The 23,981-nt window shown below is 60.1% G+C and carries 16 protein-coding genes and 1 pseudogene; 8 read left to right on the top strand and 9 right to left on the bottom strand.

What is annotated here, in order from left to right; translation table 11 throughout:
• Positions 1-99: 99 nt before the first annotated feature.
• Positions 100-1,428, top strand: a complete 1,329-nt coding sequence (locus CER19_RS17385; RefSeq protein WP_116667287.1) for a membrane-targeted effector domain-containing toxin — start codon at positions 100-102, stop codon at positions 1,426-1,428.
• Positions 1,429-1,493: 65 nt separating this feature from the next.
• Here the strand turns inward: CER19_RS17385 and CER19_RS17380 are convergent, their stop codons facing one another.
• From CER19_RS17380 to CER19_RS17355, 6 genes are all read right to left on the bottom strand, one after another.
• A complete protein-coding gene (locus CER19_RS17380) occupies positions 1,494-2,738 on the bottom strand; it encodes a hypothetical protein (RefSeq protein ID WP_256660467.1) in 1,245 nt (414 codons plus the stop codon).
• A 46-nt stretch (positions 2,739-2,784) separates the two neighbouring features.
• Positions 2,785-3,267 (bottom strand): CS1 type fimbrial major subunit, encoded by a 483-nt coding sequence (locus tag CER19_RS17375; RefSeq protein WP_116667286.1) that lies wholly within the window; start codon positions 3,265-3,267, stop codon positions 2,785-2,787.
• Positions 3,268-3,272: 5 nt separating this feature from the next.
• Positions 3,273-4,031, bottom strand: a complete 759-nt coding sequence (locus tag CER19_RS17370; RefSeq protein WP_116667285.1) for a molecular chaperone — start codon at positions 4,029-4,031, stop codon at positions 3,273-3,275.
• A 61-nt stretch (positions 4,032-4,092) separates the two neighbouring features.
• Entirely contained in the window at positions 4,093-5,328 is a 1,236-nt protein-coding gene (locus CER19_RS17365) for a hypothetical protein (protein WP_116667284.1), read from the bottom strand.
• 31 nt (positions 5,329-5,359) lie between these two features.
• On the bottom strand, positions 5,360-7,882 hold the full coding sequence (locus tag CER19_RS17360; RefSeq protein WP_116667283.1) for a CS1-pili formation C-terminal domain-containing protein: 2,523 nt from the start codon (positions 7,880-7,882) through the stop codon (positions 5,360-5,362).
• 107 nt (positions 7,883-7,989) lie between these two features.
• The gene (locus CER19_RS17355; protein ID WP_116667282.1) at positions 7,990-8,487 is read right to left on the bottom strand and encodes a CS1 type fimbrial major subunit; all 498 of its coding nucleotides are present in this window, start codon (positions 8,485-8,487) and stop codon (positions 7,990-7,992) included.
• 484 nt (positions 8,488-8,971) lie between these two features.
• Here CER19_RS17355 and CER19_RS17350 point away from each other — a divergent pair, with 484 nt between their 5' ends.
• Positions 8,972-9,481: a PadR family transcriptional regulator gene (locus CER19_RS17350; RefSeq protein WP_116667281.1), complete on the top strand. Its 510-nt coding sequence runs from the start codon at positions 8,972-8,974 to the stop codon at positions 9,479-9,481.
• The gene (locus CER19_RS17345) at positions 9,478-10,245 is read left to right on the top strand and encodes a siderophore-interacting protein (protein ID WP_116667280.1); all 768 of its coding nucleotides are present in this window, start codon (positions 9,478-9,480) and stop codon (positions 10,243-10,245) included. The genes CER19_RS17350 and CER19_RS17345 overlap by 4 nt, the downstream gene beginning before the upstream one ends.
• A 106-nt stretch (positions 10,246-10,351) precedes the next feature.
• Here CER19_RS17345 and CER19_RS17340 read toward each other — a convergent pair whose 3' ends face one another.
• Positions 10,352-10,978 carry a Pr6Pr family membrane protein gene (locus CER19_RS17340; protein ID WP_116667279.1) on the bottom strand — a complete coding sequence of 209 codons (627 nt, stop codon included), beginning with the start codon at positions 10,976-10,978 and terminating at the stop codon, positions 10,352-10,354.
• 4 nt (positions 10,979-10,982) lie between these two features.
• Positions 10,983-11,216, bottom strand: coding sequence for a VF530 family DNA-binding protein (locus CER19_RS17335; protein ID WP_003188882.1), 234 nt, complete (start codon positions 11,214-11,216; stop codon positions 10,983-10,985).
• 170 nt (positions 11,217-11,386) lie between these two features.
• Here CER19_RS17335 and CER19_RS17330 point away from each other — a divergent pair, with 170 nt between their 5' ends.
• The 4 genes and pseudogenes from CER19_RS17330 (at position 11,387) to CER19_RS17315 (ending at position 18,775) form a co-directional block, all read left to right on the top strand.
• Positions 11,387-13,405, top strand: a complete 2,019-nt coding sequence (locus tag CER19_RS17330; RefSeq protein ID WP_116667278.1) for a TonB-dependent receptor — start codon at positions 11,387-11,389, stop codon at positions 13,403-13,405.
• 480 nt (positions 13,406-13,885) lie between these two features.
• Positions 13,886-16,303 (top strand): annotated as a pseudogene (locus CER19_RS17325) (glucose/quinate/shikimate family membrane-bound PQQ-dependent dehydrogenase).
• Positions 16,304-16,470: 167 nt separating this feature from the next.
• Complete coding sequence (locus CER19_RS17320) at positions 16,471-17,316, top strand: 2OG-Fe(II) oxygenase (protein ID WP_116667277.1); 846 nt, start codon at positions 16,471-16,473, stop codon at positions 17,314-17,316.
• 34 nt (positions 17,317-17,350) lie between these two features.
• Complete coding sequence (locus CER19_RS17315) at positions 17,351-18,775, top strand: pyridoxal-dependent decarboxylase (protein WP_116667276.1); 1,425 nt, start codon at positions 17,351-17,353, stop codon at positions 18,773-18,775.
• Between the two features lie 109 nt (positions 18,776-18,884).
• Here the strand turns inward: CER19_RS17315 and CER19_RS17310 are convergent, their stop codons facing one another.
• Positions 18,885-21,221 carry a bifunctional diguanylate cyclase/phosphodiesterase gene (locus CER19_RS17310; RefSeq protein ID WP_116667275.1) on the bottom strand — a complete coding sequence of 779 codons (2,337 nt, stop codon included), beginning with the start codon at positions 21,219-21,221 and terminating at the stop codon, positions 18,885-18,887.
• 332 nt (positions 21,222-21,553) lie between these two features.
• On the opposite strand from CER19_RS17310, the gene lon reads away from it, so the two are divergent.
• Complete coding sequence (lon, locus tag CER19_RS17305) at positions 21,554-23,974, top strand: endopeptidase La (RefSeq protein WP_116667274.1); 2,421 nt, start codon at positions 21,554-21,556, stop codon at positions 23,972-23,974.
• Positions 23,975-23,981 lie beyond the last annotated feature (7 nt).

The following is a 23,981-nucleotide window of genomic DNA, read 5'->3' as shown; positions in this document are numbered from 1 at the left end:
TCATCGGTGTAGTTACGGCGAGTGGATGGATACATGGCAACCTCCAAGAGAACGATTTAAGTATCGCTTCTTGGCGTCCGTTGTCACGGGACAGGCCCAATGAAACTGTTGAAGCAAGAGGGCGTCAAGACATTGTACTTGGAGCACCTGCTCACCGATCTGCATCAGGCAGAGCTGGACCTTTTTAACCTCACGAACAAAATGCCGGAAAACCTGAAACGTTATCTGAAAAAGCTAGATGCCCGCCAAATGCCGCGTTATAACGGCGACGATACTTACACCCATGTAGTCAAAGCGGCTAACAAAGCGGGCATTCGCGTGCGTGCGCTCGATTGTACGGCCAGCTATCACGTTAAAGACATGTACACGGACAACGCCCGCGCGAACCTTTTCAACTATTTCGCCACTGAGGTGATCAAGGCCGACCAGTTGGCACAGGGCCCGCATCATTGGGTAGCGCTCATAGGAGACTCCCACTGCGATACGTTCCTGGGTGTACCGGGCATCGCGCAACTGCAGGATGCGGTCAGCTTGAGGATACTCGATGTTCCCCCCTCCCAGGCATTGCCCCTGCAGCGGGGAGAATGGACTATCGTCGGGCCCGAACCGGGCGCTCCCGGAACAAAAGCCCTGCGCAGTGACTTCAGGTTGCACGTCGGTATTGCCGGCATGCACGCGCCGTTTCCTGGAACTGCAACGGACCGCGCATGGCTGAAAAATGTCGACGACTTCCTGATCGAGCAGCCCTCAAGCACCGAAGCCAATGTGGTCTTCCGCGTCATTCTCGGAGCGGAGGCGAGCGCCCCGATTAAAATTGACGACATGGGGAAGTTCTTTATTGAAGAGTTTCCGCTATTGAAGGATAAACGTTTCACAACGTTGGAACAGCTGAGCAAGGCACTTAAAGATGACGCGTATATGACCCCCGTTTCCGCTACGACCCTGCCCAGCGCACGGCTGAGAAACATCGGCGACGCCCTGATCGAGCGGCCTACATTTCTTGATACCTGGTTGGTCCACCATTCCAACAGCGGAGAAATTGTTCGCACGCGGATTGAACAGGACGCCAGTAGAAAGTTCTTTATTAAACGTTGGAATCTGGACAATAAGCGCTACCGGACGGTCGAGCATCTGATCGAGGCACTCAAGAAAGAAGTCCATTTGTCATTTGTCCCCACTACGGCGTCGCCCCGAACGCGGCTGGTATCGGCCGGTGAATTCGTGGTTGAGCAAGGGACTTTACCGTCTCAAGCCACTGTGCTCCACCGTTCCAATAATATGGAAATAGTTTCCACCCTTGTTCAAACTAATGCTCAGGGGCAGTTCTATATTGATCGTTGGCCGCAGTTGCTAAATAAACGTTACTCAACGCTGGATGATTTGATTGACGCCCTCATAAAAGACGTGGGCTTGACCGCCGCTTCATAATGCCGTGATCGGTGTTGGCCCTGTCCGTTCCTGGGGCGGGGCTTTATTGACCCATGAAGCGCCTGCTAGACCTCAGAGTCCCAGACCACCGTCACGACTCCCGTGTAAGTGCTACCCGGCTGTTTGAGCATCTCTTTCACCTGGTCTTTCTCGACCTCGAAGTGCAAGGTGCCTGGGCGGTTGTTCACGTAATACACGGCCTGAATCAGTTCGGTGCCCGTACCGTCCAGGCGTAAGGGCAATTTGCTCACGGGCTGCCCGTGGGCGTCATTCAAACCGAAGGGTAGGCTGACGGCGACGTGCAGGGGCACTTCGTCGCCTGCGCTATTGCGCAAGCCGCACGTGTTGCCGATCGCCAGGCCACATTCGAGCTGCATTTTGAAACGCCCACTGGCGAAAATACTGAAGGTCTGGTCACGGAACAGTCGCGAAGGTTGGCGCCCGCGATTGAGCCAGGCTTGCCAGCCGCCTTCGGGCAGCAGTTCGACACGGTTACCACCCGGTGGCAGTTCAACCTTGAGGATGTGTTCCACCTGCAAGGTGAAGTTGAAGGTAGCGATGTTGTCGTCAGGGACCATCACATCACCGAAATCAAAATCGCCACCGGGCCCCATGCTGTAGGTCAAGGATCCGCGGTACTCACCGGCAGTCATGGTCAGCGGGTTGGGGGTCTTGAGTTCGTAGCCGTATTCCAGGTAACTGAATTTGAGCCATGGGATCTGCGTTCCCGGCGTAAGGCTGCAAGCCCCGGCATTCTCGGGAACACTCCAAAAGAACAGCCCATAACTATTCCCCGCCGCCTGATAGCCCAGGCCCACACAGGGCGGAGCACCAGCCACCCAGTAGTAATCCCAGTTTTTCCCCGCATAGGTCCACGCACTGACCCCAGGGGGGTAGGCTATATCCCAGCGCGTACCAATGCCCGCAATGCGCATTTGTAAGGTCGCGGCCTCACCGGTACCTGTATGGGTCACCTGAACATCGCGCCACGCTGAGGGCACCTTGAAATAAGCACCCTGGCGCGGTTCTGTATGCCCAGCCGCAATCGGCGCGACAGAGTCGGCCTTGAATTCCAGATTGCGAATACTGAAAATATTCAGCGCCTCGCATCTGGCCGGTATATGCCCGGCACAGACACCGCTTTGCGGCGTGGTGTTCTTGAACGTGTTACTCATTGGGTTCGTGGGGTCGGGACGAAACACCGCCGTGATGTCCTCGACGAACCCTTGCGCCGGTAGGCTGATACTGCCAATTGCCAGCGCCAAAGCATACAGCCCCAACCGTATTTTAGTCGTAATGATCAAGCTCATATAAACTCCACGCAGCGCGCCCTAAGTGACCTGCAATGCCGTGAACTCAAGGCGCCAGAAAATCAAACACCAGGTGCACCGTGCCGTAATACTCCCCGCCCTTGTAACCGTCGTCCGGCTCAATGGCGGAGATCTCCAGTTCGGCGCGACGGCCCGTGCGCGCCTCATCGGCGTTAACCACCTGGGTCGAGTCCAGCGTCAAGGGCACGCGATTGAACAGCACCTGCAACTCGATGCGGTTGCGGCCACTTAACAGGTAGGGCGTGTCACCCAGGCGCGCCGCCACGCCGCCATTGAGGTTCTTCACGTCGAAGTTCTTGCGCAGGCGCCCGAGTCGGGCAGTCGCCAGGTCCCATGCCAACAATTGGTCATGCGCCATCCAGTCCGGCTCGGAGGGCAACACATAGGCTTCGTGGATCGGAATGGTCACCGACACATCAAAGCTTTGCCGCTCCTGGAACGCCGCCGCCTGCCCGCCCATCAACACCGGCGCCATCAGCACAGCCAGTACCGTCAGTTGCTTAAACATAGTCATCACCCGTTACTGTTAACCGACATCGGTTTTTTGGCACGGCCTTCGATCATCTGAAAGCTGAATTGGCGTTCAGGCTTTTTCTCGAACACCAACTGGCGACCGGGCAGGATGTGGTGCTTGGTAGTGGCTTCACAGTCGGTTTTTTTCGCCACCGAACAATCCCTGAACTCATCGAGGACCACGACGCTGTTGCCGGCGTTGCGCAGGGTGTACTGGCTGGCGGTCTCGCTGATTTGCGTATCGAAACGGGTGTCTTTGGGCCTGACGAAAAACACCGTGCCATAGCCCGCCATGACATTGACCCCAGCCGCCAGCGCGTCCTTGTACTCGGCACGCTCTTCATCGGTCACGGCAAAGTCATCTTCCTTTTCCGGCACCACCGGAATGAAGCGCACGCGGAAGTAACGCTCGGTGTCGCGTTCCCCCATGTACAGCAGGCGCGTGCCCTGGCGCCCACCGGCGGGCACGATCATCCGCGCCGGGCTGGCCATCAGGCCGTCTCGGCTGGTGGCGGCGCCCTTGGCGTCGGTCATCGAAGCGATGGGCACTTCTTTTGAGGTGCCGTCAGCGTTGTAAACGATCTCCAGCACATTGACCTTAATGAACGCGGTGCTGGTGCCGCCGTTGTAGACCCGCTTGAGGTAGGAGCTGCGATCACCTTCTAGGTAGTCGTACACCACCCCCACATTGATGGCCGGCCCGGCGTGCGCCGTCAATGACGCCAGCAACAGCCCTACTGCTAACACTGCATGTTTCATGTTTGATTACGCCTTATAGATTGAACGCAGCCCAGCGGGCTGATGTGCGATGAATGGCCGCCTAGACTTCCGAATCCCAGACCACGGTCACCACGCCAACGTAGGTACTGCCCGGCTGCTCGAGCATTTGCTTCACATCGTCTTTTTCGACTTCAAAGTGCAGGTTGCCGGGGCGGTTGTTGACGTAGAACTGTGGTTGGAACAGCTCGGTGCCCACACCGTCCAGGCGCAATGGCACCTTGTTTACCGGCTGTTCGTGCTGGTCGTTGAGGCCAAAGGGCAGCGTGACGCCGACCTGCAACGGCACCTCATCCCCCGTGCCATTGCGCAGGCCGCAGGTGTTGCCGATCGCCAGGCCACACTCGAGCGTCATCTTGAAACGCCCGCTGGCGGATATGACGAAGGTCTGGTCACGGAACAGGCGCGACGGCTGGCGCCCGCGATTGAGCCAGGCTTGCCAGCCGCCTTCGGGCAACAGCTCGACGCGATTGCCACCTGGCGGCAGGTCAACCTTGAGGTTGTGCTCCACCGACAGGGTGAAGTTGAAGGTGAGGGTGTTCTCATCAGGGATCATCGCATCGCCGAAATCGACGTCACCACCCGGCCCCATGCTGTAGGTGATGCTCCCCTCATACACACCGGCGTCCATGCCCAACGGGTTTGGGGTCTTGAGTTCATAACCGTACTCAAGCGTGGTGTAGCTCATGCGCTCAATGGCATAACCGTTGGTCACACTGCAAGCCCCGGCGCCTTCAGGCACGATCCAGAAAAACAGTGCGAAATTCCCCCCTGCCGCAAGGTAATTGATCGGCATACACGGCGGGGGGGCCCCACGCCAGAATCGATTCCACCCCGAATCCGTAGTCCCCCAGACCGATACCGTCGGAACATTCCAGCGGCCACCAATGCCAGCCATTCGCATCTGTACCGTTTCCACTCTGCCGGTACCCCGGTGGGTCACTTGCAGGTCACGGAACGCTGAAGGCACCTTGAAATAGGCGCTCTTGCGCGGGTCGTCGGGATAGGCCGGGATTGGCCCGGCGGCGTAGGCCCTGAACGCGCTGTTGCGGATACTGAAGGTATTGACCGCCTCACAGAGGGCCGGAACGTGCCAGGGGCACAACCCACTTTGCGGCGTGGTGTTGATAAACTTATTGCTCATCGGGTTAGAGGGATCAGGGCGAAACACCGCGGTGATTTCCTCCACGATAGCCAGCGCCGGCAGGCTGAACGAGCCCAACGCCAAGGCCAGCGTACACGGCCCGATGGTGCGTTTTAATACGGCGATAACGCTCATAAAATCTCCGGTTCCATTATTCAAACCACCGTCAACCGGCGGTTTCGGCCTTAACGGTGGCTTCGGCCAAGGGGTCCGGCGTGCAACGCAAATCACCAATCATCAACACGTCGTTTTCGTTCGGCGCATTGCTGGGGTCCAGGCGGAACTGGCAGAGCAACTGGTTCTGGTAGCGCACCTGCAGGGTCGGCGCGCTGGAGCTCATTTCCATGGAGAAGAACCCGTCCACTTCACTGACACCACGGCTGGCGTGGTTGATCACGTGGTGCCCCCTCAGCGGCACGCCGCGCTCATCCAGTAACCGGCCGAGCACGGTGACGGTTTTCATCACGGTGATCTTGCGGTAGTCCACGCCCCCCTTGTTCAGGTGATAACTGGAGCGCGCGGGTTGGATATTGGCCGCTGGCGGGTGGTTGCCGTCGAAGTCGAAGCTCACGCTGCTGCTCTTGTAGGCCGAGACCGGCACGTAGTTGCGCCCTGGGCGCAACACCGAGCTGCCGCCACCAAGATCGTCAGCGCGCAGGGTGATTTCATCGAGGTCGGTTTCCACGTCGATGATCATCCCGGCACCGTTGCCCTGGTACTGGCTGCTCAGCAACATTTTTCCGGCACCGGCAACGAAGGTGCTGTTGAGGTTCAAGCCACCGCTGAAGTCACCGTTGAAGGAACTGCGCTGCACGAAGCCGTCGCCGCTGACCGTGTCGGTATTGAAGCTGGCCATGCTCGACAGGCCGACGCCATAGGTGTCGCTGATCGCCGTCGCCGAGACGCTTTGCAGCAGGTGGTCGGTGAGGTCCTGGCGGATGGTCACCGACGCGTTATTGTCGCGCCCGCCATCACGGGCGGTGCGGGTGCCGAGGCTGCCGGAAATCTGCCGGCCATCGCTGCCCAGGTTCAGGCTGAGGCTCACGTCGAGCCCGCGATTGCGTGCGTCGTTGGTGCCGGACGTGCCGGGCCGGTCGAACACCGAGAAACGCCAGTTGGCATCGCTGCCGAGCAATGTGTCATGACGGCTCCACCCCAGGTCTATACCGGCGCCTTCCACATTGCCTTCGCTGTGGGACAAACGCATGTTCAGGGTATTTTTCGCGTCGAGGCGATGGTTGACGGACAACGCCGTGTTACTGGCTTCGCCGACAAAGGTGTTGCGCCGCAGACGCGTACCGTCCGACAGGGTTTCGTAGGTGTCACGGGTGTCGAGCCAACTGCGGTTGTGGCTGAACACCAGGTTGGTCGCACCAAAGGTGTAGAGCCCTTGCAGGTCCATGCCCGTGCCATGTTCCTGGGTTTGATACAGGTTGGCGTAGACGCTGGTGTTGTTGGCCACCGTCCAGTCCACCGAGCCGCCGTATTGCAATTGCTCGCGCACCTGGCGTGCCGACAGGCCGAGGATCACCCGGGGGTGCAACAGGTAGTTGAGGGACGCGCCGGCCGTCATCGCGCCTGAGGCTTGCTCATCCCAGTTGCTGAACAGCTTAGTCTCGCGCCCGGCAAATATGTTGTAGCGCCAGCGGTCTTCGGCGTTGCGCCAGTTGCTGGGCTTGTACACCAGCTCCTGGGTGGTGCTGGTAGTCAGGCCGTCTTCTACCAGACGCACTTCAACTTCATAGATGCCGCCGGGCAGTGGCCGGGTGTCCAGAGTCTGCAGGCCGGCCGCTACCGCCTGGGTATTGATCAACAAACCATTGCGGTAGATCTCCACCGCCGCCTGGCGGTTGGCGGTAACGTAGATCGGGTACACACTGGGCTTGGAATTGTTGATGGCCAGGCTGTCGGAACTGCCATACATCAGGCCCAGCGCCGTATCGGGGCTGGCGCCGAAGCTGCGCAGTTGACGGGTCAGGCCATCGGAATTGGGGGTGAAGTGGCCGAGGCGGAAAAACTGCCCTTCCAACTCACGCTGGGTGTATAGCTCGTGGATCGCATGGCGCACTTGTTCTTCATCGCCACTTTGCCGCGCCAGTTGCAGGTTGAACACCTGGCTCCAGTTGCCAAGGCTCGAACTGGCTTGCAAGCCGTAGCGTCCGCCCAGGCTGTCTTCCTGACTGCCGTTGAGGTTGAGCTGGTTGTTGATGATCAGCCCGAGGCTGCCGCCTTCCGGCTGGTCGTAGAAGCGCGGGGTGTCATCACTGCGTTCGACGTCCTGGGTGAGGATCGCGAGCTGGGAATTTTCCAGGTTGTAGAACGCCGAGATCATCTTCTCCGGGCAGGTCTGGGTGCAGGCGCCCAATGCCACGCCCTTCTCCAGCAGCGCTTGCCAGGTGTCACGGGTGGCGGCAGGGACTTTGCTATCGCCGGTATCGGTAAATTCGAGCAGGGTCACCCGGTCATCCCGCGACAAGACGATCAGCGCCTCGCCCAGCAGTTGCTGATCGAGATCCACGCGCACCGCCAGCGGCACGTCGAAAAAGTGATCGCTGAAACCCGCAGGCAGGCCTTGGGCCTGGGTAATCAAACTGCCAAGGGTGGCAGCGCCGGAAGCAGCAGGTGCAGCCAACGCACTCGTACACATCAGCAGCGCAAGCGCAGCCGCGATAGGCGTCATCGGAAACATGAACGGATACCCTGAATGCCAAGAGATAAAAAATCAGGTCGGCGGACAGAGAAGGAAATCAGCCGACCTGCAAGCAAGTGCCCGTGGTTAACGGGCATGCATTGGCATCAAAGCGTCGGCAATACAGCGTCGAAGATCACCGGCATCACCGCGGTGTAGGAGCCGCGTTGAGTGGCGGTAGGCTTGGCCGCGACGATGCGCATTTCGGCGCCCACGCCTGGGGTGGAGTCGGCTTCGTTGACCACTTCCTGAGGCGTGCCGGTCAGGGTGACGCCGTTGAGGCTGGTGGTAAGCGGGATGTTCTGCGCAGCGTCACCGTTGAACAGTACAGCCGGGCCACCTTCGATGTAGGCGGCGACCGAACCGTTGGTGTTCTTGATGTCGTAGATGGCGCTCAGGGGCGCCAACTCACCGCTGACCAGGTTGTAGGTCATGGTTTCGTCACGGCCCCAGTTCGGATCACGCGGCTGGGCGTGGAACACGGTGGTCGGGATGTTTGCCTTGAGGTTGACGGTGTGGCTGGCTTCACCGGCAGCGATAGCCGTGACCGAGGAAGACAGCGCCAGAACGGCCAGGGGAACAACGACAGCAAACTTCTTGAACATGGTCAATACCTATAGTTGACAACATTGATTGGTTCGTCACCAAGGAAACTCCTTAACAACGAAATACACTGCCGGTTAGTTGAACCACACAATGCCTAACAATGTTCTACGCAAACTAAAAGCAGGTATGCAGGCACATTCCAAAATGCGCGTAGCCCTTGTAAACAGGGCTTTAGCGAAAAATATGGCATTTAGCCAAAACTTTAAAAGTATCCGTAGGAAATAAGCTACATAGTTAAAAACGCACTAAATATTGTACTGTAAGAAACGGACCATACGAGTAAGAAACAACCGCAAAACAACAAGCCTTGATATAAATTCGAGCGACAGCTCTAATTAAAGTTATAACTCTAAAGCCAAAGAAGATCTACCCGGCTTATTTCACTCAGTGGCGAAGCCAGCATTGACCGTTGGTCGCCAGGGGCTATCGCCCACCCAAAGATATATCTTACGTTATATCTAAACCTGCACAGAGGACTGGCACATGAAACACGAGCCTCGCGGCGAGTTTGAAAAACGCGGCGGCCGCGGCCCGCGGGTATTCGCCCCCGGCGACCTGAAGTTGCTGCTGTTGTCACTGATCGCCGAGCAACCTTGCCATGGCTACGACCTGATCCGCCGCATCGAGAGCCTGTTCGACGGCGCCTACAGCCCCAGCCCCGGCGTGATCTACCCCACCCTGACTTTTCTTGAAGAGAGCGAGATGATCAGCGGCGACGCCGATGGCGGAAAAAAACGCTACACAATCACCGACCCCGGTCGTCTCTTCTTAAGCGAGCAAGCCGTTGCTCTGGACGGTGTGCGCATGCGCCTGGATGTCAGCAAGCGCTCGCTGCGTGGCCACGACCGCCCACCGCAAATCCATGAGGCGGTGCACAACCTGCGCCACGCCTTGCATTCGCATAACGGGCACTGGAGCCCGGAAGAAATCATTCGTGTCGCGGCGCTGCTCAATCGCACCGCCCAAGCCATTGCCGACGGGACAGACCAATGAACACTCAAACCATTCATCGCGTAACCCACGAAATCAAACGCCGCCGCCTGCAAGTATTGCGGGTGGTCGATCTCACCCCGCGCATGCGCCGCGTCACCCTGGGCGGCCCGGAATTGGCGGGCTTTATCAGCCTGGGCAGCGACGACCACATCAAGCTGTTGTTCCCGCAGAACGCCCAAGAGCAGGCGGCGCTGGAAAGCCCGACCTTCAGCATCAAGGGCGACGGCCCACAACCGGCGATGCGCGACTACACGCCACGGCGTTACGACCTGAGCATTGGCGAGCTGGACATCGACTTCGTGCTGCACGGCGATGGTCCTGCCTCCACCTGGGCCGAGCAGGTTCAGGTCGGCCAGCACCTGTATATCGGCGGGCCACGTGGCTCGATGATCGTGCCGGATATCTTCGACAGCTACCTGCTGATTGGCGATGAAACGGCGATCCCGGCCATCGCTCGGCGCCTGGAAGAATTGCCCGCTGGGCGCAAGGTGTTGGCGGTGATTGAAATCGCCGATGCGACGGAACAACAGGCGCTGAACAGCGCAGCCGAAGTCGAGGTGATCTGGGTGCTGCGCGGCCAGGATGATCTGCTCGATGTGGTGCGCAACCTGACGCTGCCCAGCGGCACGCTGTACAGTTTCGTCGCCACCGAAACCAAGCTGTCGCGCCAGGTGCGACGGGTGCTGCTGGATGCGCATAAGGTCAACGAGGAATACCTCAAGGCCGTGGGTTACTGGCGTGCTGAGGGCAGCGAAGAAGAATAAATAAGGTGGGAGCTGGCTTGCCTGCGATGCAAGCACCTCGGTTTATCAGTTACACCGAGGTGATGCTATCGCAGGCAAGCCAGCTCCCACATTAATGGTGCTCACTTTAAATCGAGGGGGATTTGAGGTGCTTGTCCAGGCCAATGATCGCCAGCGCGATGACGATGAACCCTGCCAAAATCCCTGCGGCATTCACAAACACCTGTGGATAACCGAGGCTGTCTACATCAACGAACGGGTACTGATACTGCCCGAGCATATGCCCGCGCAGCAGCACATAACCGAAGTACACCAATGGGTAGATCACCCAGCCGGCAATGTGTTTGAGCCGCAACGTACCCTTGGGCACGCATCGCCACCAATACACCACAAACAGCAACGGCATGACGTCGTGCAGCAATTCATCGGCGATAAATTGAAAGCCTGCCGGGCTCCATAGATGCCGCAGCAGCAGGTTGTAGGCCAGGCTCACCACCACGATACTCGCGGCAATCGCGCTACTGATGCGGGGCGCGAGGAAAAACCGCTTGGCGGCAGAGTCGCGCTCGACCAGTGAGTAGCTGAGCACCACGACCACCAGGGTATTGGTCAGCACGGTGAAGAAGCTGAAGAAACTGATCAAGCCGCCCAGCAAGCTCGCACCACTGGTCCAGCGCGAATGGAGAATCAGGTATTGCTGGATCGCCAACCCCACCCAACCGGCCAACGCGGCCGCCGCGACAAAGCGCTTCATGCATTCAATCCAGTGGGCGTTTGGTACGCATCAGCTTGACGTACAAGCCTTCGACCTTTTCCCGCGCCCAAGGGGTCTTGCGCAGGAAGGTCAGGCTCGACTTGATGCTCGGGTCGCTCTTGAAGCAGCGGATATCAATACGCTCGGCCAGGCCGCTCCATTCGTAATGCTCCACCAGGGTGGTGAGCACGTGTTGCAGGGTCACGCCGTGGAGCGGGTCGTTGCTTGTCGCGGTCATGCCGGGCCTTTTGCAAAAAGAGGAAACACAGCCGCGCACCTTAGCCGACGAGGCGTGCAGGTGGAAGCATCGCATGGAATATAGCCCCTGGGGAAAAGTTCCCCTTCCTAGCAAAAAGGAGATGTTATATTGTAACTTTAATTAACAGTCATTTTTCCTAGGAATATCCGATGTCGTTGCCTTCTCTCTGGCGCTTGTCCCCTCTTGCCGCCGCCCTGTTGATGGGTTCCCAGGCCCATGCCCTGGAACTGCCACCCCAAGTGGTCACTGGCAACCCGCTGGGCAGCGAACAGCTGGCCTCGCCCACCACTGTGCTGGAAGGCGATGACCTGACCCTGCAACAAAAAGGCAGCCTCGGTGAAACCCTGAACAAGCAGCCGGGCGTGTCGTCTTCGTACTTCGGCCCAGGGGCCAGCCGCCCGATCATTCGCGGTCAGGATGGTGACCGTATTCGCATCCTGCGCAACGGTGTGGGCGCGCTGGATGCCTCGTCGCTGTCTTACGATCACGCTGTGCCACTGGACCCGATCAACGTTGACCGCATTGAAATCGTGCGCGGCCCGGCCGCCTTGCTGTACGGCGGCAGCGCCATCGGCGGCGTGGTCAACACCTTCGACAACCGGATTCCCACCGAGGCCATTGAAGGCATCCACGGTGCTGGCGAGTTGCGCTACGGCGGTGCCGACACCACCCGCAGCAGCGCAGGCAAGCTGGAAGCCGGCAACGGTACGTTCGCCTTGCACCTGGATGCCAATGCGCGCGAGTTCAACGACCTTAAAATCCCAGGCTATGCACGCAGCCGGCATGCACCGGAGAGCGAAAACGGCCCCGGCAAAAACGGGCGCCTGGGTAACAGCAATGGGCGCCAGGACGGGGGTGCGGTAGGCGGTTCCTACACCTGGGATGATGGTTATGCCGGGCTGTCCTACAGCAATTACGACAGTAACTACGGCTCACCCGCCGAGCAGGATGTGCGCATCCGCATGAAACAGGATCACTACGCCTTTGCGTCCGAGATCCGCAACCTGCAAGGGCCGTTTACCTCGGTGAAACTCGACGCCGGTTACACCGACTACGAACACCGAGAAATCGAAGGCGGCGAAACCGGCACCACCTTCAAGAACAAAGGCTATGAAGCGCGGGTGGAAGCTCGTCACCAGCCGATTGGCCCATTCGATGGCGTGGTCGGCGCCCAAGTGACGCGCAACGAGTTCTCGGCGCTGGGCGAAGAAGCCTTCGTACCGCAGACCGACACCAACGCCGGCGCACTGTTTATCCTCGAAGAAATGCAAGCCACCGAGCGCCTCAAACTCAGCCTAGGTGCACGTCTGGAACACACCAGCGTCGACCCGAACGCCAAAGGCAACGAGCGCTTTGCCAATGCCGACAAGAGCAGTAACTTCACCGCCGGTAGCCTGTCGTCTGGTGCGGTGTACGCCCTCACGCCGATCTGGTCCCTGGCCGCCACCCTCGGCTACACCGAACGCGCGCCGACCTTTTACGAGCTGTACGCCAACGGCGCCCACGTTGCCACCGGTACCTACGAGTTGGGCGATGCCAACCTGAAGAAAGAAAAGGCCGTGTCCAGCGACCTGGCCCTGCGCTTTGACAACGGCACCCACAAGGGCAGCTTCGGCGTGTTCTACAGCCACTTCTCCAATTACATCGGCTTGTTGGGCACGGGTCGTACCCTGAACGATGAAGGCGAAGAGGACGCGGGCGGTATTCCCGAGTACGGCTATTCCGGCGTGCGCGCCCGTTTCGCCGGCTTCGAAGCCCAGGATCACTGGAAGCTCGGTGAAGGCGCCTACGGTAAGTTTGCGCTGGAACTCTCGGGCGATTACACCCGCGCCACCAACCTGGACACCGGCGAAGCCTTGCCACGCATCGCGCCCCTGCGCATGAGCAGCGGCCTGCTGTGGGAACTGGACCGCTGGCAAGCACGTATCGATGTGGAACATGCCGCAGGCCAAGGGCGTGTGCCGGATAACGAAAGCGGCACCGATGGCTACACCACTCTCGGCGCCAGCGCGGGGTATCGCTTCAATGTGGGCGGCAGCCAGTGGCTGGCCTTCGTCAACGGGGAAAACCTGACCAACCAGACCGTGCGCTATGCCAGCTCGATCCTGCGCGATATCGCGCCGGCGCCAGGTAGAAGCGTGCAGTTCGGCGTTCGCACTACCTTCTAATCATCACCGCCAATCCTTTGTGGGAGCGGGCTTGCCCGCGAAAGCGCTGGGTCAGTCAACATCAATGTTTACTGGGCCGACGTCTTCGCAGGCAAGCCCGCTCCCACATTTGATCGTTGCTGCGTTGAGCATTGCGTTCCCTTGACTGATCGGTATTGGGGCGACTATTTGTCACTGTTACCAAAACTGAAATGATGCATCTTGCGATTCACCCTTTCTCAAAACGCCCCGCCGCATTATCCTTCGCAACAATCTGAAACGCTTCAGCTCCCGGTCGACTCCTTTACCGAATCTCTTCTTGCACAAAGACAGCGCTGTCTTGAATCGACCGGCGCTGGGAGATTGGTTGCCCGCCTGTGGATAACCCAGTTATCCACAGAAAAAACCAAAAATAACGATGAACCAAGCCCGAGCCGAATCGTCATCTACAGTGAGTGAAGCACGGGGTTACATAATTCCAACGTAACGGAGAAACACACTATGAGCACTGATGGTGCCTCAAGCCCAAGCCGCCTGTTGCCCAGGTTGCTAGGCGTCTTGCTGCTGATCATGGGGCTGGCCTTGCTGGCTGGCGGCGTCAAGCTGAGCATGCTCGGCGGGTCGCTGTACTCCCTGCTGGCCGGTATCGGCATCCCCCTGACCGGCGTGTTGCTGCTGGCCACCCGCCGCGCTGCGCTGGGCTTGTACGCCCTGGTGTTGTTCGCCAGCACCGTGTGGGCACTGTGGGAAGTCGGCCTGGACTGGTGGCAGTTGGTACCGCGCCTGGCCCTGCTGTTCGCCTTGGGCATCATCATGCTGTTGCCGTGGTTTCGCCGTCCGTTGCTGCGTGGCCAAGCGGCCCCGCTGGGTACCGGAGCGCTGAGCGTTGCCGTGGTGCTGGCGGGCGCTACCGCCCTGGCCAGCCAATTCACCAACCCAGGTGAAATGGTCAAGACCGGCCAACTGGACCGCGACACGGTGCCGGGCATGGCCAGCGCTGCGCCGACCCAGGCCGATGGCGACTGGAACTCCTAGGGCCGCTCGGCCTTCGGTGACCGTTACTCGCCACTGGCACAGATCACCCCGGAAAACGCCCATAAGCTGGTGCCGGCGTGGACCTATCGCACGGGCGACATCCCTGGCCCAGGCGACCCCGGTGAAACCACCGCGGAAAACACCCCGCTGAAAGTCAATGGCATGCTCTACGTGTGCACACCGCACAGCCAAGTGATTGCCCTGGACCCGGATACCGGCAAGGAAATCTGGCGTTTCGACCCGAAGATCACCACCCAGGGTGCTGAAAGCTTCAAAGGTTGGGCGCACATGACCTGCCGTGGCGTGTCGTACCACGATGACGCTGCCTACGCTTCCGAGCAGAGCCCGACGGGCACTGCCAGCCCGGCTGCCGCACCGAATGCCTGCCCGAAACGCATCTTCGTGCCGACCGCCGACACCCGTCTGATCGCCCTGAACGCCGACACCGGCAAGATGTGCGAAGACTTCGGTGACAAAGGCCAGGTCGACCTGCGTGCCAACATCGGCAGCTTCGCCCCAGGCGGTTACTACTCCACGTCGCCACCGGCCGTGACCAAGAACCTGGTCGTGATCGGCGGTCACGTGACCGATAACGTTTCCATCGACGAGCCAAGCGGCGTGATCCGTGCGTTCGACGTGCACACCGGCAAGCTGGTGTGGAACTGGGACAGCGGCAACCCGGACGACACCACCCCGTTGGCCGAGGGCAAGACCTACACCCGCAACTCGCCGAACATGTGGTCCATGTTCGCCGTGGATGAAAAACTCGGCATGCTCTACCTGCCGATGGGCAACCAGATGCCCGACCAGTACGGCGGCGACCGTACCGATGAGTCCGAGAAGTACGCCGCTGGCCTGACCGCTCTGGACATCGACACCGGCCACGTGAAGTGGACCTTCCAGTTCACTCACCACGACCTGTGGGACATGGACGTGGGCGGCCAGCCTTCGCTGATCGACATCAAGACCGCTGCGGGCGTGAAGCAGGCAGTGATGGCGTCGACCAAGCAAGGCAGCATCTACGTGCTGGACCGCGCCACTGGCCAGCCCGTGGTGCCAGTCAATGAAATCCCGGTGCCACAGGGCGCAGTGGCGGGCGACCGCACCTCCCCTACCCAACCTAAGTCCGACCTGAACTTCATGCCGCCGCCGTTGAAAGAACGCGACATGTGGGGCGTGACACCGTTCGACCAAATGCTGTGCCGGATCGACTTCAAATCCATGCGCTACGACGGCCCGTTTACCCCGCCGTCCCTGCAAGGTTCGATCGTCTATCCAGGCAACTTCGGTGTGTTCGACTGGGGCGGCATCTCGGTTGACCCAGTGCGCCAGATCGCTTTCGTGAACCCAAGCTACATGGCGTTCAAATCGAAGCTGATCCCGGCCGCCGACATTGCCAAGCAAGGCCCACGCGTCAGCGAAACCGAAGGCGTGCAGCCGAACAAAGGCGCTCCGTATGGTGTGATCCTTGAAGCGTTGCTGTCGCCGATGGGCCTGCCGTGCCAGGCGCCAGCCTGGGGCTACGTGGCCGCGGTCGACCTGACCAACCACCAGACCATCTGGATGCACAAGAACGGCACCGTGCGTGACAGCTCGCCGGTTCCAATCCCACTGACCATGGGCGTGCCTAGCCTGGGCGGTACGTTCACCACCGCCGGTGGCGTCGCGTTCCTCAGCGGTACCCTGGACCAGTACCTGCGTGCCTATGACGTGAAAAACGGCAAGCAACTGTGGGAAGGCCGCCTGCCTGCAGGCGCGCAAACCACCCCGATGACCTACACCGGCAAGGACGGCAAGCAATACGTGCTGGTCATGGCGGGCGGTCACGGTTCCCTGGGGACCAAGCAGGGTGACTATGTAATGGCGTTCAAACTGCCGGATTAAGTAGCACTGGCGGTAAAAAAGCGGCGGCCCGAATGGGCAGCCGCTTTTTTTTTGCCTGCTGAAAATGCCCCTGCGGTTTCCCCTCAGCCCTTTAAAACTAATTTAGTGCGCACGCTCTGCGTAATACAAAAGGCGTACGGATAAAACTTTAAAGGGAGCTTCACTGCATGACGGACCATGTCGCTACAAAACCGATTCTTTCCACCCCCACAAAAATCCTGGAACTTGAACACCTCAATACTGCAAGTTTGAAAAAACTCATCAGTGGCGAAGTGCTTGCCATTCGGGTACCTGAATTTGCCAACGCAACCACCAGCGCACGGTTGATTCAGGCCATCGACGACACCGCCACCCTGGAACACTACGGCCATGAAACCTACGAAGAGGGGCGCGTCGTTCAGCACTTCTATGGTGTGCATCGCTGGGGCACCCCGTTCAATTCCACGTACGGCAAGGCCGCCGGCGGTGACGCCCAACAGAAATATTATGCAGACGCGGCCCGTATGCGCGGCCTTATCGACAGCCTCTGTGCGCCGCAAACGCCGCCCATTCAACAGCTGATGGAACAGTTCCAGGCGCTCTGGCCGCAAGGTGCAACCGCCGCTGCGTTCCAGGGCCGACCGATGTTCTGCGGGATCATCCGCGTCATGTTCCCGGAGACGGCGCACCTCTCGGAAACGGTGCCCCATGTGGATTGCCTGCCCCGCACAATCGCTGAACTGCAGCATCAGTTCAGCGCCAACATCTACCTGCAAACGCCGCCTTCGGGGGGCGAGCTGATCATTTGGGATACCCAAGCCTTTAGCTATGACGAGGTCAAGCGCTTCGAGGGTGCCCAACTGCCCGAACACTGTTTACAAAAACCGCTGCGCATCCGCCCACGCCAGAACGAACTGGTGCTCATCAATACCCGCCGCCCCCACGCCATCTGCGGGTTCGATTCGGGAAAACGCGTCAGCATGCAGTCGTTTATCGGCTATACCCCCGGTGAACCGTTTTACTTCTGGTGCTAATACTTTTATTGCTCATGCACATGGACGTCTATCTATGACCCCCGAAGAATTCCGCCAACATGGCTATGCCATGATCGACCTGATTGCAGACTACCGACAGAACATCGAACAACGCGGCGTGCAACCCACCACCCAACCTGGCGAGACCAAAGCCGCCCTGCCGGTCAGCCCGCCTGAAACCGCCGAACCGTTCGAACAGATCATGGGCGACGTCGAAAAACTGATCATGCCCGGCTTGCTGCATTGGCAGCACCCCAGTTTCTTCGGGTTCTTCCCTTCCAATGTGGAACTGTCCTCAGTGCTGGGCGATTGCCTGAGCACCGGCCTGGGTGTGATTGGGTTGTCCTGGCAATCCAGCCCGGCCCTCACCGAAATCGAGGAAGTCACCACCGACTGGCTGCGCGACATGCTCGGCCTGGGCAGCACGTGGAGCGGTGTGATCCAGGACTCTGCGTCCACCTCCACGCTGGTGGCGCTTATCAGCGCCCGGGAACGCAGCTCCGATTACGCGCTGATGCACAACGGCCTGCAAAACAGCGGCGCGCCCCTGATCGTCTACACCTCAGCCCATGCCCACAGCTCGGTCAACAAGGCGGCGATCCTGGCCGGATTCGGCCAGAACCATATCCGCACCATCGCCACCGACGCACACAATGCAATGTCGCCCCAGGCACTGGCGCACGCCATCGAACAAGACCTGGCAGCTGGCAACACGCCCTGCGTGGTGATTGCCACCACCGGCACCACGGCTGCCATGGCGATCGACCCTCTGGCGGCCATTGGCGACCTCACCCAACGCCACGGTCTGTGGCTGCATGTGGACTCGGCCATGGCTGGCGCGGCGATGATCCTGCCGGAATGCCGGGCCTTGTGGGATGGCATCGAAAAGGCTGACTCCCTAGTGCTCAACCCGCACAAATGGCTGGGCGCGGCCTTCGATTGCTCGGTGTATTTCGTGCGCGACCCCGAGCATTTGATTCGCATCATGACCACTAACCCGAGCTACCTGCAGTCCAGCGCAGACGGCCAAGTGCGAAACTACCGTGACTGGCGGATCTCCCTGGGCAGCCGTTTCCGCGCCTTGAAGTTGTGGTTCCTGATACGCGAGCAAGGGGTCAGCGGCCTGCAAGCGCGGTTGCGGCGAGACCTGGCCAATGCGCGCTGGCTGGCAGAGCAGATCGAAGCCAGTGAGCACTGGGCACTGGTGGCCACGCCCGCCCTGCAAACCTTGTGCATTCGCCATGAGCCGCCGGGGTTGGAAGGCCAGGCACTGGACCATCACACGCGAGCCTGGGCAGAAAAACTCAACCAGTCAGGCGATGCCTACGTCACCCCCGCGATCCTGGATGAGCACTGGATGGTGCGGGTTTCTATCGGTGCACTGGGCACCGAACGCCAGCATGTCGAACGGTTGTGGGCGCGATTGCAAACCCTGGTCGCTGAAACGCCGCCAAAGTAGCCCCCCTGTGGCGAGGGAGCTTGCTCCCGCTGGAGTGCGAAGCGCTCCCAGGATTTTGGGGCCGCTGCGCAGCCCAGCGGGAGCAAGCTCCCTCGCCACAGTTAACTGTTTAGGTAGGCACCCGCTCACGCCGCATCCACCGCTCGAACGCCATGGCGTTGAGCGGCCGGCTGATCAGGTAGCCCTGGGCCGTGTCGCAGTTCCAGCGTTTGAGCAGGGTGAGGCTGTGTTCGAATTCCACGCCCTCGGCCACCACTTTGAGCCCCAGGCTATGACTCATCTCGATGGTGGAACGCACGATCACCCCGTCGCCGCTGGTGCTGTCGAGGTTGCGCACAAAGGACTGGTCGATCTTGAGCTCTTGCACCGGCAGGCGCTGCAACTGTGCGAGGGACGAGTAACCAGTGCCGAAATCATCCACCGACAGGCTGATCCCGCAATTGCGCAGTTGCTCCAGCACGCTGAGGGCCTGCTGCGGGTTGTGCATGATGGCGCTCTCGGTGATTTCAAAAATCAAATGCTCGGCGCCCACATGGTATTGGGCCAATAGCGCAGTGACGCGAATCGCCAAGTCATCATCCGCCAAGTCGTTCACAGAGATATTCACCGACAGCTGGATAACCAGGCCACGCTGCGCCCATTCGGCAATCTGGCGGATGGCTTCCTCGATTACCCACAGCGTTAGCGCGCCCATGCTGCCGGTGCGTTCGGCCAGGGGGATGAACTCCCCGGGGGACACTTGCCCCAGCGTCGGGTGTTGCCAACGCAACAAGGCTTCGGCCTGGCTCACATGGCCGTGCCGCAGATCGAGCTTGGGCTGGTAGCACAGGAACAACTCGCCTTCGATCACGGCGCGGCGCAAGTCGCGAATCAGGGTGATCTGGCGTTGGTGGGCGAGGTCGCGGTCCGGTTGGTAGATCTGCAAATGCCCCGGCAGGTTGGCCGCGTCGTGCCGGGCGATGGCCGCGCGGTTGATCAACTCTTCCACCTGCTGCCCATCAGCAGGGTACGCGGCGATGCCGATGCTCACCTCATGGCGCACTTCGTCATTGCCGATGCGCAGGGGTTCGGTCAACGCCCCATGCAACTGGTCGGCGCGGGCCACGGCAGAGTCGATCTCGGTGTTTTCCAGCAACAACAGAAACTCACTGCCGGCGATGCGCGCGGCGGTGTCGCTGGCCAACAGGCTCATGGACAAGCAGCGGCTGGCCTCGCACAACATGTGCTCGACACCTTCGGGGCCAAACCCTTCGTTGATGACCCGGTAGTTTTCAATCCCTACGTACACCAATACCACCGGCCGCCGTGCGCTGATCGCACTGCCCAGGCGCTCCATGGCCAGGGCGCGGTTGGGCAGGCCGGTGAGCGGGTCATGCAAGGCATTGTGGGCCAGTTGCCGCTCGCGCAGGGCAATGCCGCTTTGCATGGCATTGAACGCACGCGCCAGCAGGCCGAACTCATCGTGGCTGCGCACCCGCACCGGGGTGCGGTAGTCACCGGCCCCGATCCGTTCAGCGGCTTGCACCAGCGCATTGAGCGGGCGTGACACTCGCCGCGCCAGGAATAACGCCACCGCCAGCGAGACCAGCAGCACCGCCAGGGCAATCCCCATGAACTGCCGGTCCAGCGGCGCGAAGGATTCCAGCGCATGGTCCAGCGGGCTTTGCAGCAACACGCGCACTTCATCGCCTTCGCCGCTGTTGGCCAAGGGCAACACCTGGCTGAGCACACGCTGGCCATGGAACAGCTGGATCTTTGCCTCAGGATCGACCTGCGTGCCATGCAAGAGGCTGATGATGCTCGGGCGCCAATTGCCAGGGTGGGTGGTGAACAGCTGACCGAGATGGCCGTCCTGCACATTGAGGAACGACACCTCCAGGTTGCTCATGGAGCGCAGTTCATGGGCGAATTGCGTGTCCATGGGAAAGCCCATGACCACGCGGGCGATAGGCACAGGCCCGAGCACATCTTTTTGCACCAGCAAATAGGGGCGCCCGGCCATGGCGACGATCAACATTTGCTGGCCGCTGCGCCGCGCCTTGCGCAAGGCATCGGCATACGGGAACAGCTGGCCTCGCGTCTGCACCATTAGGGTACTGACCATGACCCTGTCATCCAGGCCCAGCACTATCACTTCGCTGGAACTGACCCCGGTGCCATGGGTGCCCAGGGCCTCCAGGATCGGCACCGTGCGGCCACCGGCCACCGCCTGCTTGAACGGCCCATCGGCGGTGAGCCAGTCCAACCCGTACTGCAAGCGCCGCCCGCGCAGGTCCAGCAGGCGCTCGAACACCTGCCGCCCCGTGTTCAGCTGTACGTCGGCCTGGTTCTCCACCGCGCGAGTGGTGGCGGCCTTGACGGCAAAATAGGTGGCGGCCACGACCACCAGCAACAACAGCGCCAGCACGCCGGCTATGCGGGTCTGAAACGTGTGGCGCCAGTGCATGGCCGCGCCCTCGGGCCGTGCTCGTCGCTCTTGGCCGTGCTTTCCTTGTGTCATACGCGTCCCTGCCGACTGCTAACCGGCGTCAAAAAAACATCCTTTTTTAGCGGATATTTTATTTAAGCAGGTTAGCTGGGACTGAGGATAAGTAAACCCAATAAAATCTGGGCCTAGTCGTCATATTATTGACGATCAGTTCGAAAAGCGCCGACATAAAGTACCTTGACCGCACCTCTCCCGTTATTTCATGCAAATTGTTGCTAACGACGCCGCCCCATTGAAACCACCGCAACCCCGCCCCATCTAACCTGCATACTTACTGATGCAGGTGCCCCATGAGCGACCAGCAAGAATTTCCAGATTACGACCTCAACGATTACGCCGACCCCGAAAACGCTGAAGCCCCCTCGTCCAATACTGGCCTGGCCCTGCCTGGGCAAAACCTGCCGGACAAGGTCTACATCATCCCGATCCACAACCGGCCGTTTTTCCCGGCCCAAGTGCTGCCGGTGATCGTCAATGAAGAACCCTGGGCCGAAACCCTGGAGCTGGTGAGCAAATCCGACCACCATTCCCTTGCGCTGTTTTTCATGGACACGCCGCCCGAAGACCCGCGGCACTTCGACACCTCCGCCCTGCCGCTGTACGGCACGCTGGTGAAGGTGCACCACGCCAGCCGCGAGAACGGCAAGCTGCAGTTCGTCGCCCAGGGCCTGACCCGCGTGCGCATCAAGACCTGGCTCAAGCACCACCGCCCACCGTACCTGGTGGAAGTCGAATACCCGCATCAGCCCAGCGAGCCGACCGATGAGGTCAAGGCCTACGGCATGGCGCTGATCAATGCGATCAAGGAACTGCTGCCCCTCAACCCGCTGTACAGCGAAGAGTTGAAGAACTACCTCAACCGCTTCAGCCCCAACGACCCGTCGCCGCTCACCGACTTCGCCGCCGCCCTCACCTCGGCGACCGGTAATGAGCTGCAGGAAGTGCTGGACTGCGTGCCCATGCTCAAGCGCATGGAAAAAGTGCTGCCGATGCTGCGCAAAGAGGTAGAAGTCGCGCGCCTGCAAAAAGAACTCTCCGCCGAAGTGAACCGCAAGATCGGCGAGCACCAGCGTGAGTTCTTCCTCAAGGAACAACTCAAAGTCATCCAGCAGGAGCTGGGCCTGACCAAGGACGACCGCAGTGCCGATGTCGAACAGTTCGAACAGCGCCTGCAAGGCAAGGTGCTGCCGGCGCAAGCGAAAAAACGCATTGATGAAGAACTGAACAAACTGTCGATCCTGGAAACCGGTTCGCCGGAATACGCCGTCACGCGCAACTACCTGGACTGGGCCACTTCGGTGCCGTGGGGCGTGTACGGCGCAGACAAACTCGACCTCAAGCACGCGCGCAAAGTGCTCGACAAGCACCATGCGGGCCTGGATGACATCAAGAGCCGCATCCTCGAATTCCTCGCCGTGGGCGCCTACAAAGGCGAAGTCGCCGGTTCCATCGTATTGCTGGTAGGCCCGCCGGGCGTGGGCAAGACCAGCGTGGGCAAGTCCATCGCCGAATCCCTGGGGCGGCCGTTCTATCGCTTCAGTGTCGGCGGCATGCGCGACGAGGCCGAGATCAAGGGCCACCGGCGCACCTACATCGGCGCCCTGCCCGGCAAGCTGGTGCAGGCGTTGAAAGACGTGGAAGTGATGAACCCGGTGATCATGCTCGACGAGATCGACAAGATGGGCCAGAGCTTCCAGGGCGACCCGGCGTCGGCGTTGCTCGAAACCCTGGACCCGGAGCAGAACGTCGAATTCCTCGACCATTACCTGGACCTGCGCCTGGACCTGTCCAAAGTGCTGTTCGTGTGCACCGCCAACACCCTGGACTCGATCCCGGGCCCGTTGCTGGACCGCATGGAAGTGATTCGCCTGTCGGGCTATATCACCGAAGAAAAAGTCGCCATCGCCAAGCGTCACCTGTGGCCCAAGCAGTTGGAAAAAGCCGGCGTGGCCAAAAACAGCCTGACCATCAGCGACGGCGCTTTGCGCGCGTTGATCGACGGTTATGCGCGAGAGGCCGGCGTGCGTCAGTTGGAGAAGCAACTGGGCAAGCTGGTGCGCAAGGCGGTGGTCAAGCTACTGGATGAACCGGACTCGGTGATCAAGATCGGCAACAAGGACCTGGAAAGCTCCCTGGGCATACCCGTGTTCCGTAATGAACAAGTGCTGTCCGGCACCGGCGTGATTACCGGCCTGGCGTGGACCAGCATGGGCGGCGCCACCTTGCCGATTGAAGCGACGCGCATCCACACGCTCAACCGCGGCTTCAAGCTCACTGGGCAGTTGGGTGAAGTGATGAAGGAGTCCGCCGAAATCGCCTACAGCTACATCAGTTCCAACCTGAAGTCGTTTGGCGGCGATGCGAAGTTCTTCGACGAAGCCTTCGTGCACTTACACGTGCCAGAAGGCGCCACTCCGAAAGACGGCCCAAGTGCCGGCGTGACCATGGCCAGTGCGTTGCTGTCCCTGGCCCGCAACCAACCGCCGAAAAAAGGCGTGGCGATGACCGGCGAACTGACCTTGACCGGGCATGTACTGCCGATTGGCGGGGTGCGTGAGAAGGTGATCGCGGCGCGGCGCCAGAAGATTCACGAGTTGATCTTGCCGGAGCCCAACCGTGGCAGCTTTGAAGAGTTGCCGGACTATTTGAAGGAAGGGATGACGGTGCACTTTGCCAAGCGGTTTGCGGATGTGGCGAAGGTGCTCTTCTGATAGATCT

Source organism: Pseudomonas sp. GL93 (genome assembly GCF_003408955.1).
In the GTDB taxonomy this organism is placed as follows: domain Bacteria; phylum Pseudomonadota; class Gammaproteobacteria; order Pseudomonadales; family Pseudomonadaceae; genus Aquipseudomonas; species Aquipseudomonas paracarnis.
The sequence above is the reverse complement of the archived record's forward strand: the minus strand, read 5'-3'. Positions and strand labels throughout refer to the sequence as shown.

Coding starts and splice junctions, on each gene's coding strand:
- CER19_RS17315 (WP_116667276.1), top strand. CDS start 17,351: ATGACCCCCGAAGAATTCCGCCAACATGGCTATGCCATGATCGACCTG.
- CER19_RS17385 (WP_116667287.1), top strand. CDS start 100: ATGAAACTGTTGAAGCAAGAGGGCGTCAAGACATTGTACTTGGAGCAC.
- CER19_RS17335 (WP_003188882.1), bottom strand. CDS start 11,216: ATGACCGCGACAAGCAACGACCCGCTCCACGGCGTGACCCTGCAACAC.
- CER19_RS17360 (WP_116667283.1), bottom strand. CDS start 7,882: ATGTTTCCGATGACGCCTATCGCGGCTGCGCTTGCGCTGCTGATGTGT.
- CER19_RS17375 (WP_116667286.1), bottom strand. CDS start 3,267: ATGTTTAAGCAACTGACGGTACTGGCTGTGCTGATGGCGCCGGTGTTG.
- CER19_RS17355 (WP_116667282.1), bottom strand. CDS start 8,487: ATGTTCAAGAAGTTTGCTGTCGTTGTTCCCCTGGCCGTTCTGGCGCTG.
- CER19_RS17320 (WP_116667277.1), top strand. CDS start 16,471: ATGACGGACCATGTCGCTACAAAACCGATTCTTTCCACCCCCACAAAA.
- CER19_RS17350 (WP_116667281.1), top strand. CDS start 8,972: ATGAAACACGAGCCTCGCGGCGAGTTTGAAAAACGCGGCGGCCGCGGC.
- CER19_RS17345 (WP_116667280.1), top strand. CDS start 9,478: ATGAACACTCAAACCATTCATCGCGTAACCCACGAAATCAAACGCCGC.
- CER19_RS17330 (WP_116667278.1), top strand. CDS start 11,387: ATGTCGTTGCCTTCTCTCTGGCGCTTGTCCCCTCTTGCCGCCGCCCTG.
- CER19_RS17340 (WP_116667279.1), bottom strand. CDS start 10,978: ATGAAGCGCTTTGTCGCGGCGGCCGCGTTGGCCGGTTGGGTGGGGTTG.
- CER19_RS17310 (WP_116667275.1), bottom strand. CDS start 21,221: ATGCACTGGCGCCACACGTTTCAGACCCGCATAGCCGGCGTGCTGGCG.
- CER19_RS17365 (WP_116667284.1), bottom strand. CDS start 5,328: ATGAGCGTTATCGCCGTATTAAAACGCACCATCGGGCCGTGTACGCTG.
- lon (WP_116667274.1), top strand. CDS start 21,554: ATGAGCGACCAGCAAGAATTTCCAGATTACGACCTCAACGATTACGCC.
- CER19_RS17380 (WP_256660467.1), bottom strand. CDS start 2,738: ATGAGCTTGATCATTACGACTAAAATACGGTTGGGGCTGTATGCTTTG.
- CER19_RS17370 (WP_116667285.1), bottom strand. CDS start 4,031: ATGAAACATGCAGTGTTAGCAGTAGGGCTGTTGCTGGCGTCATTGACG.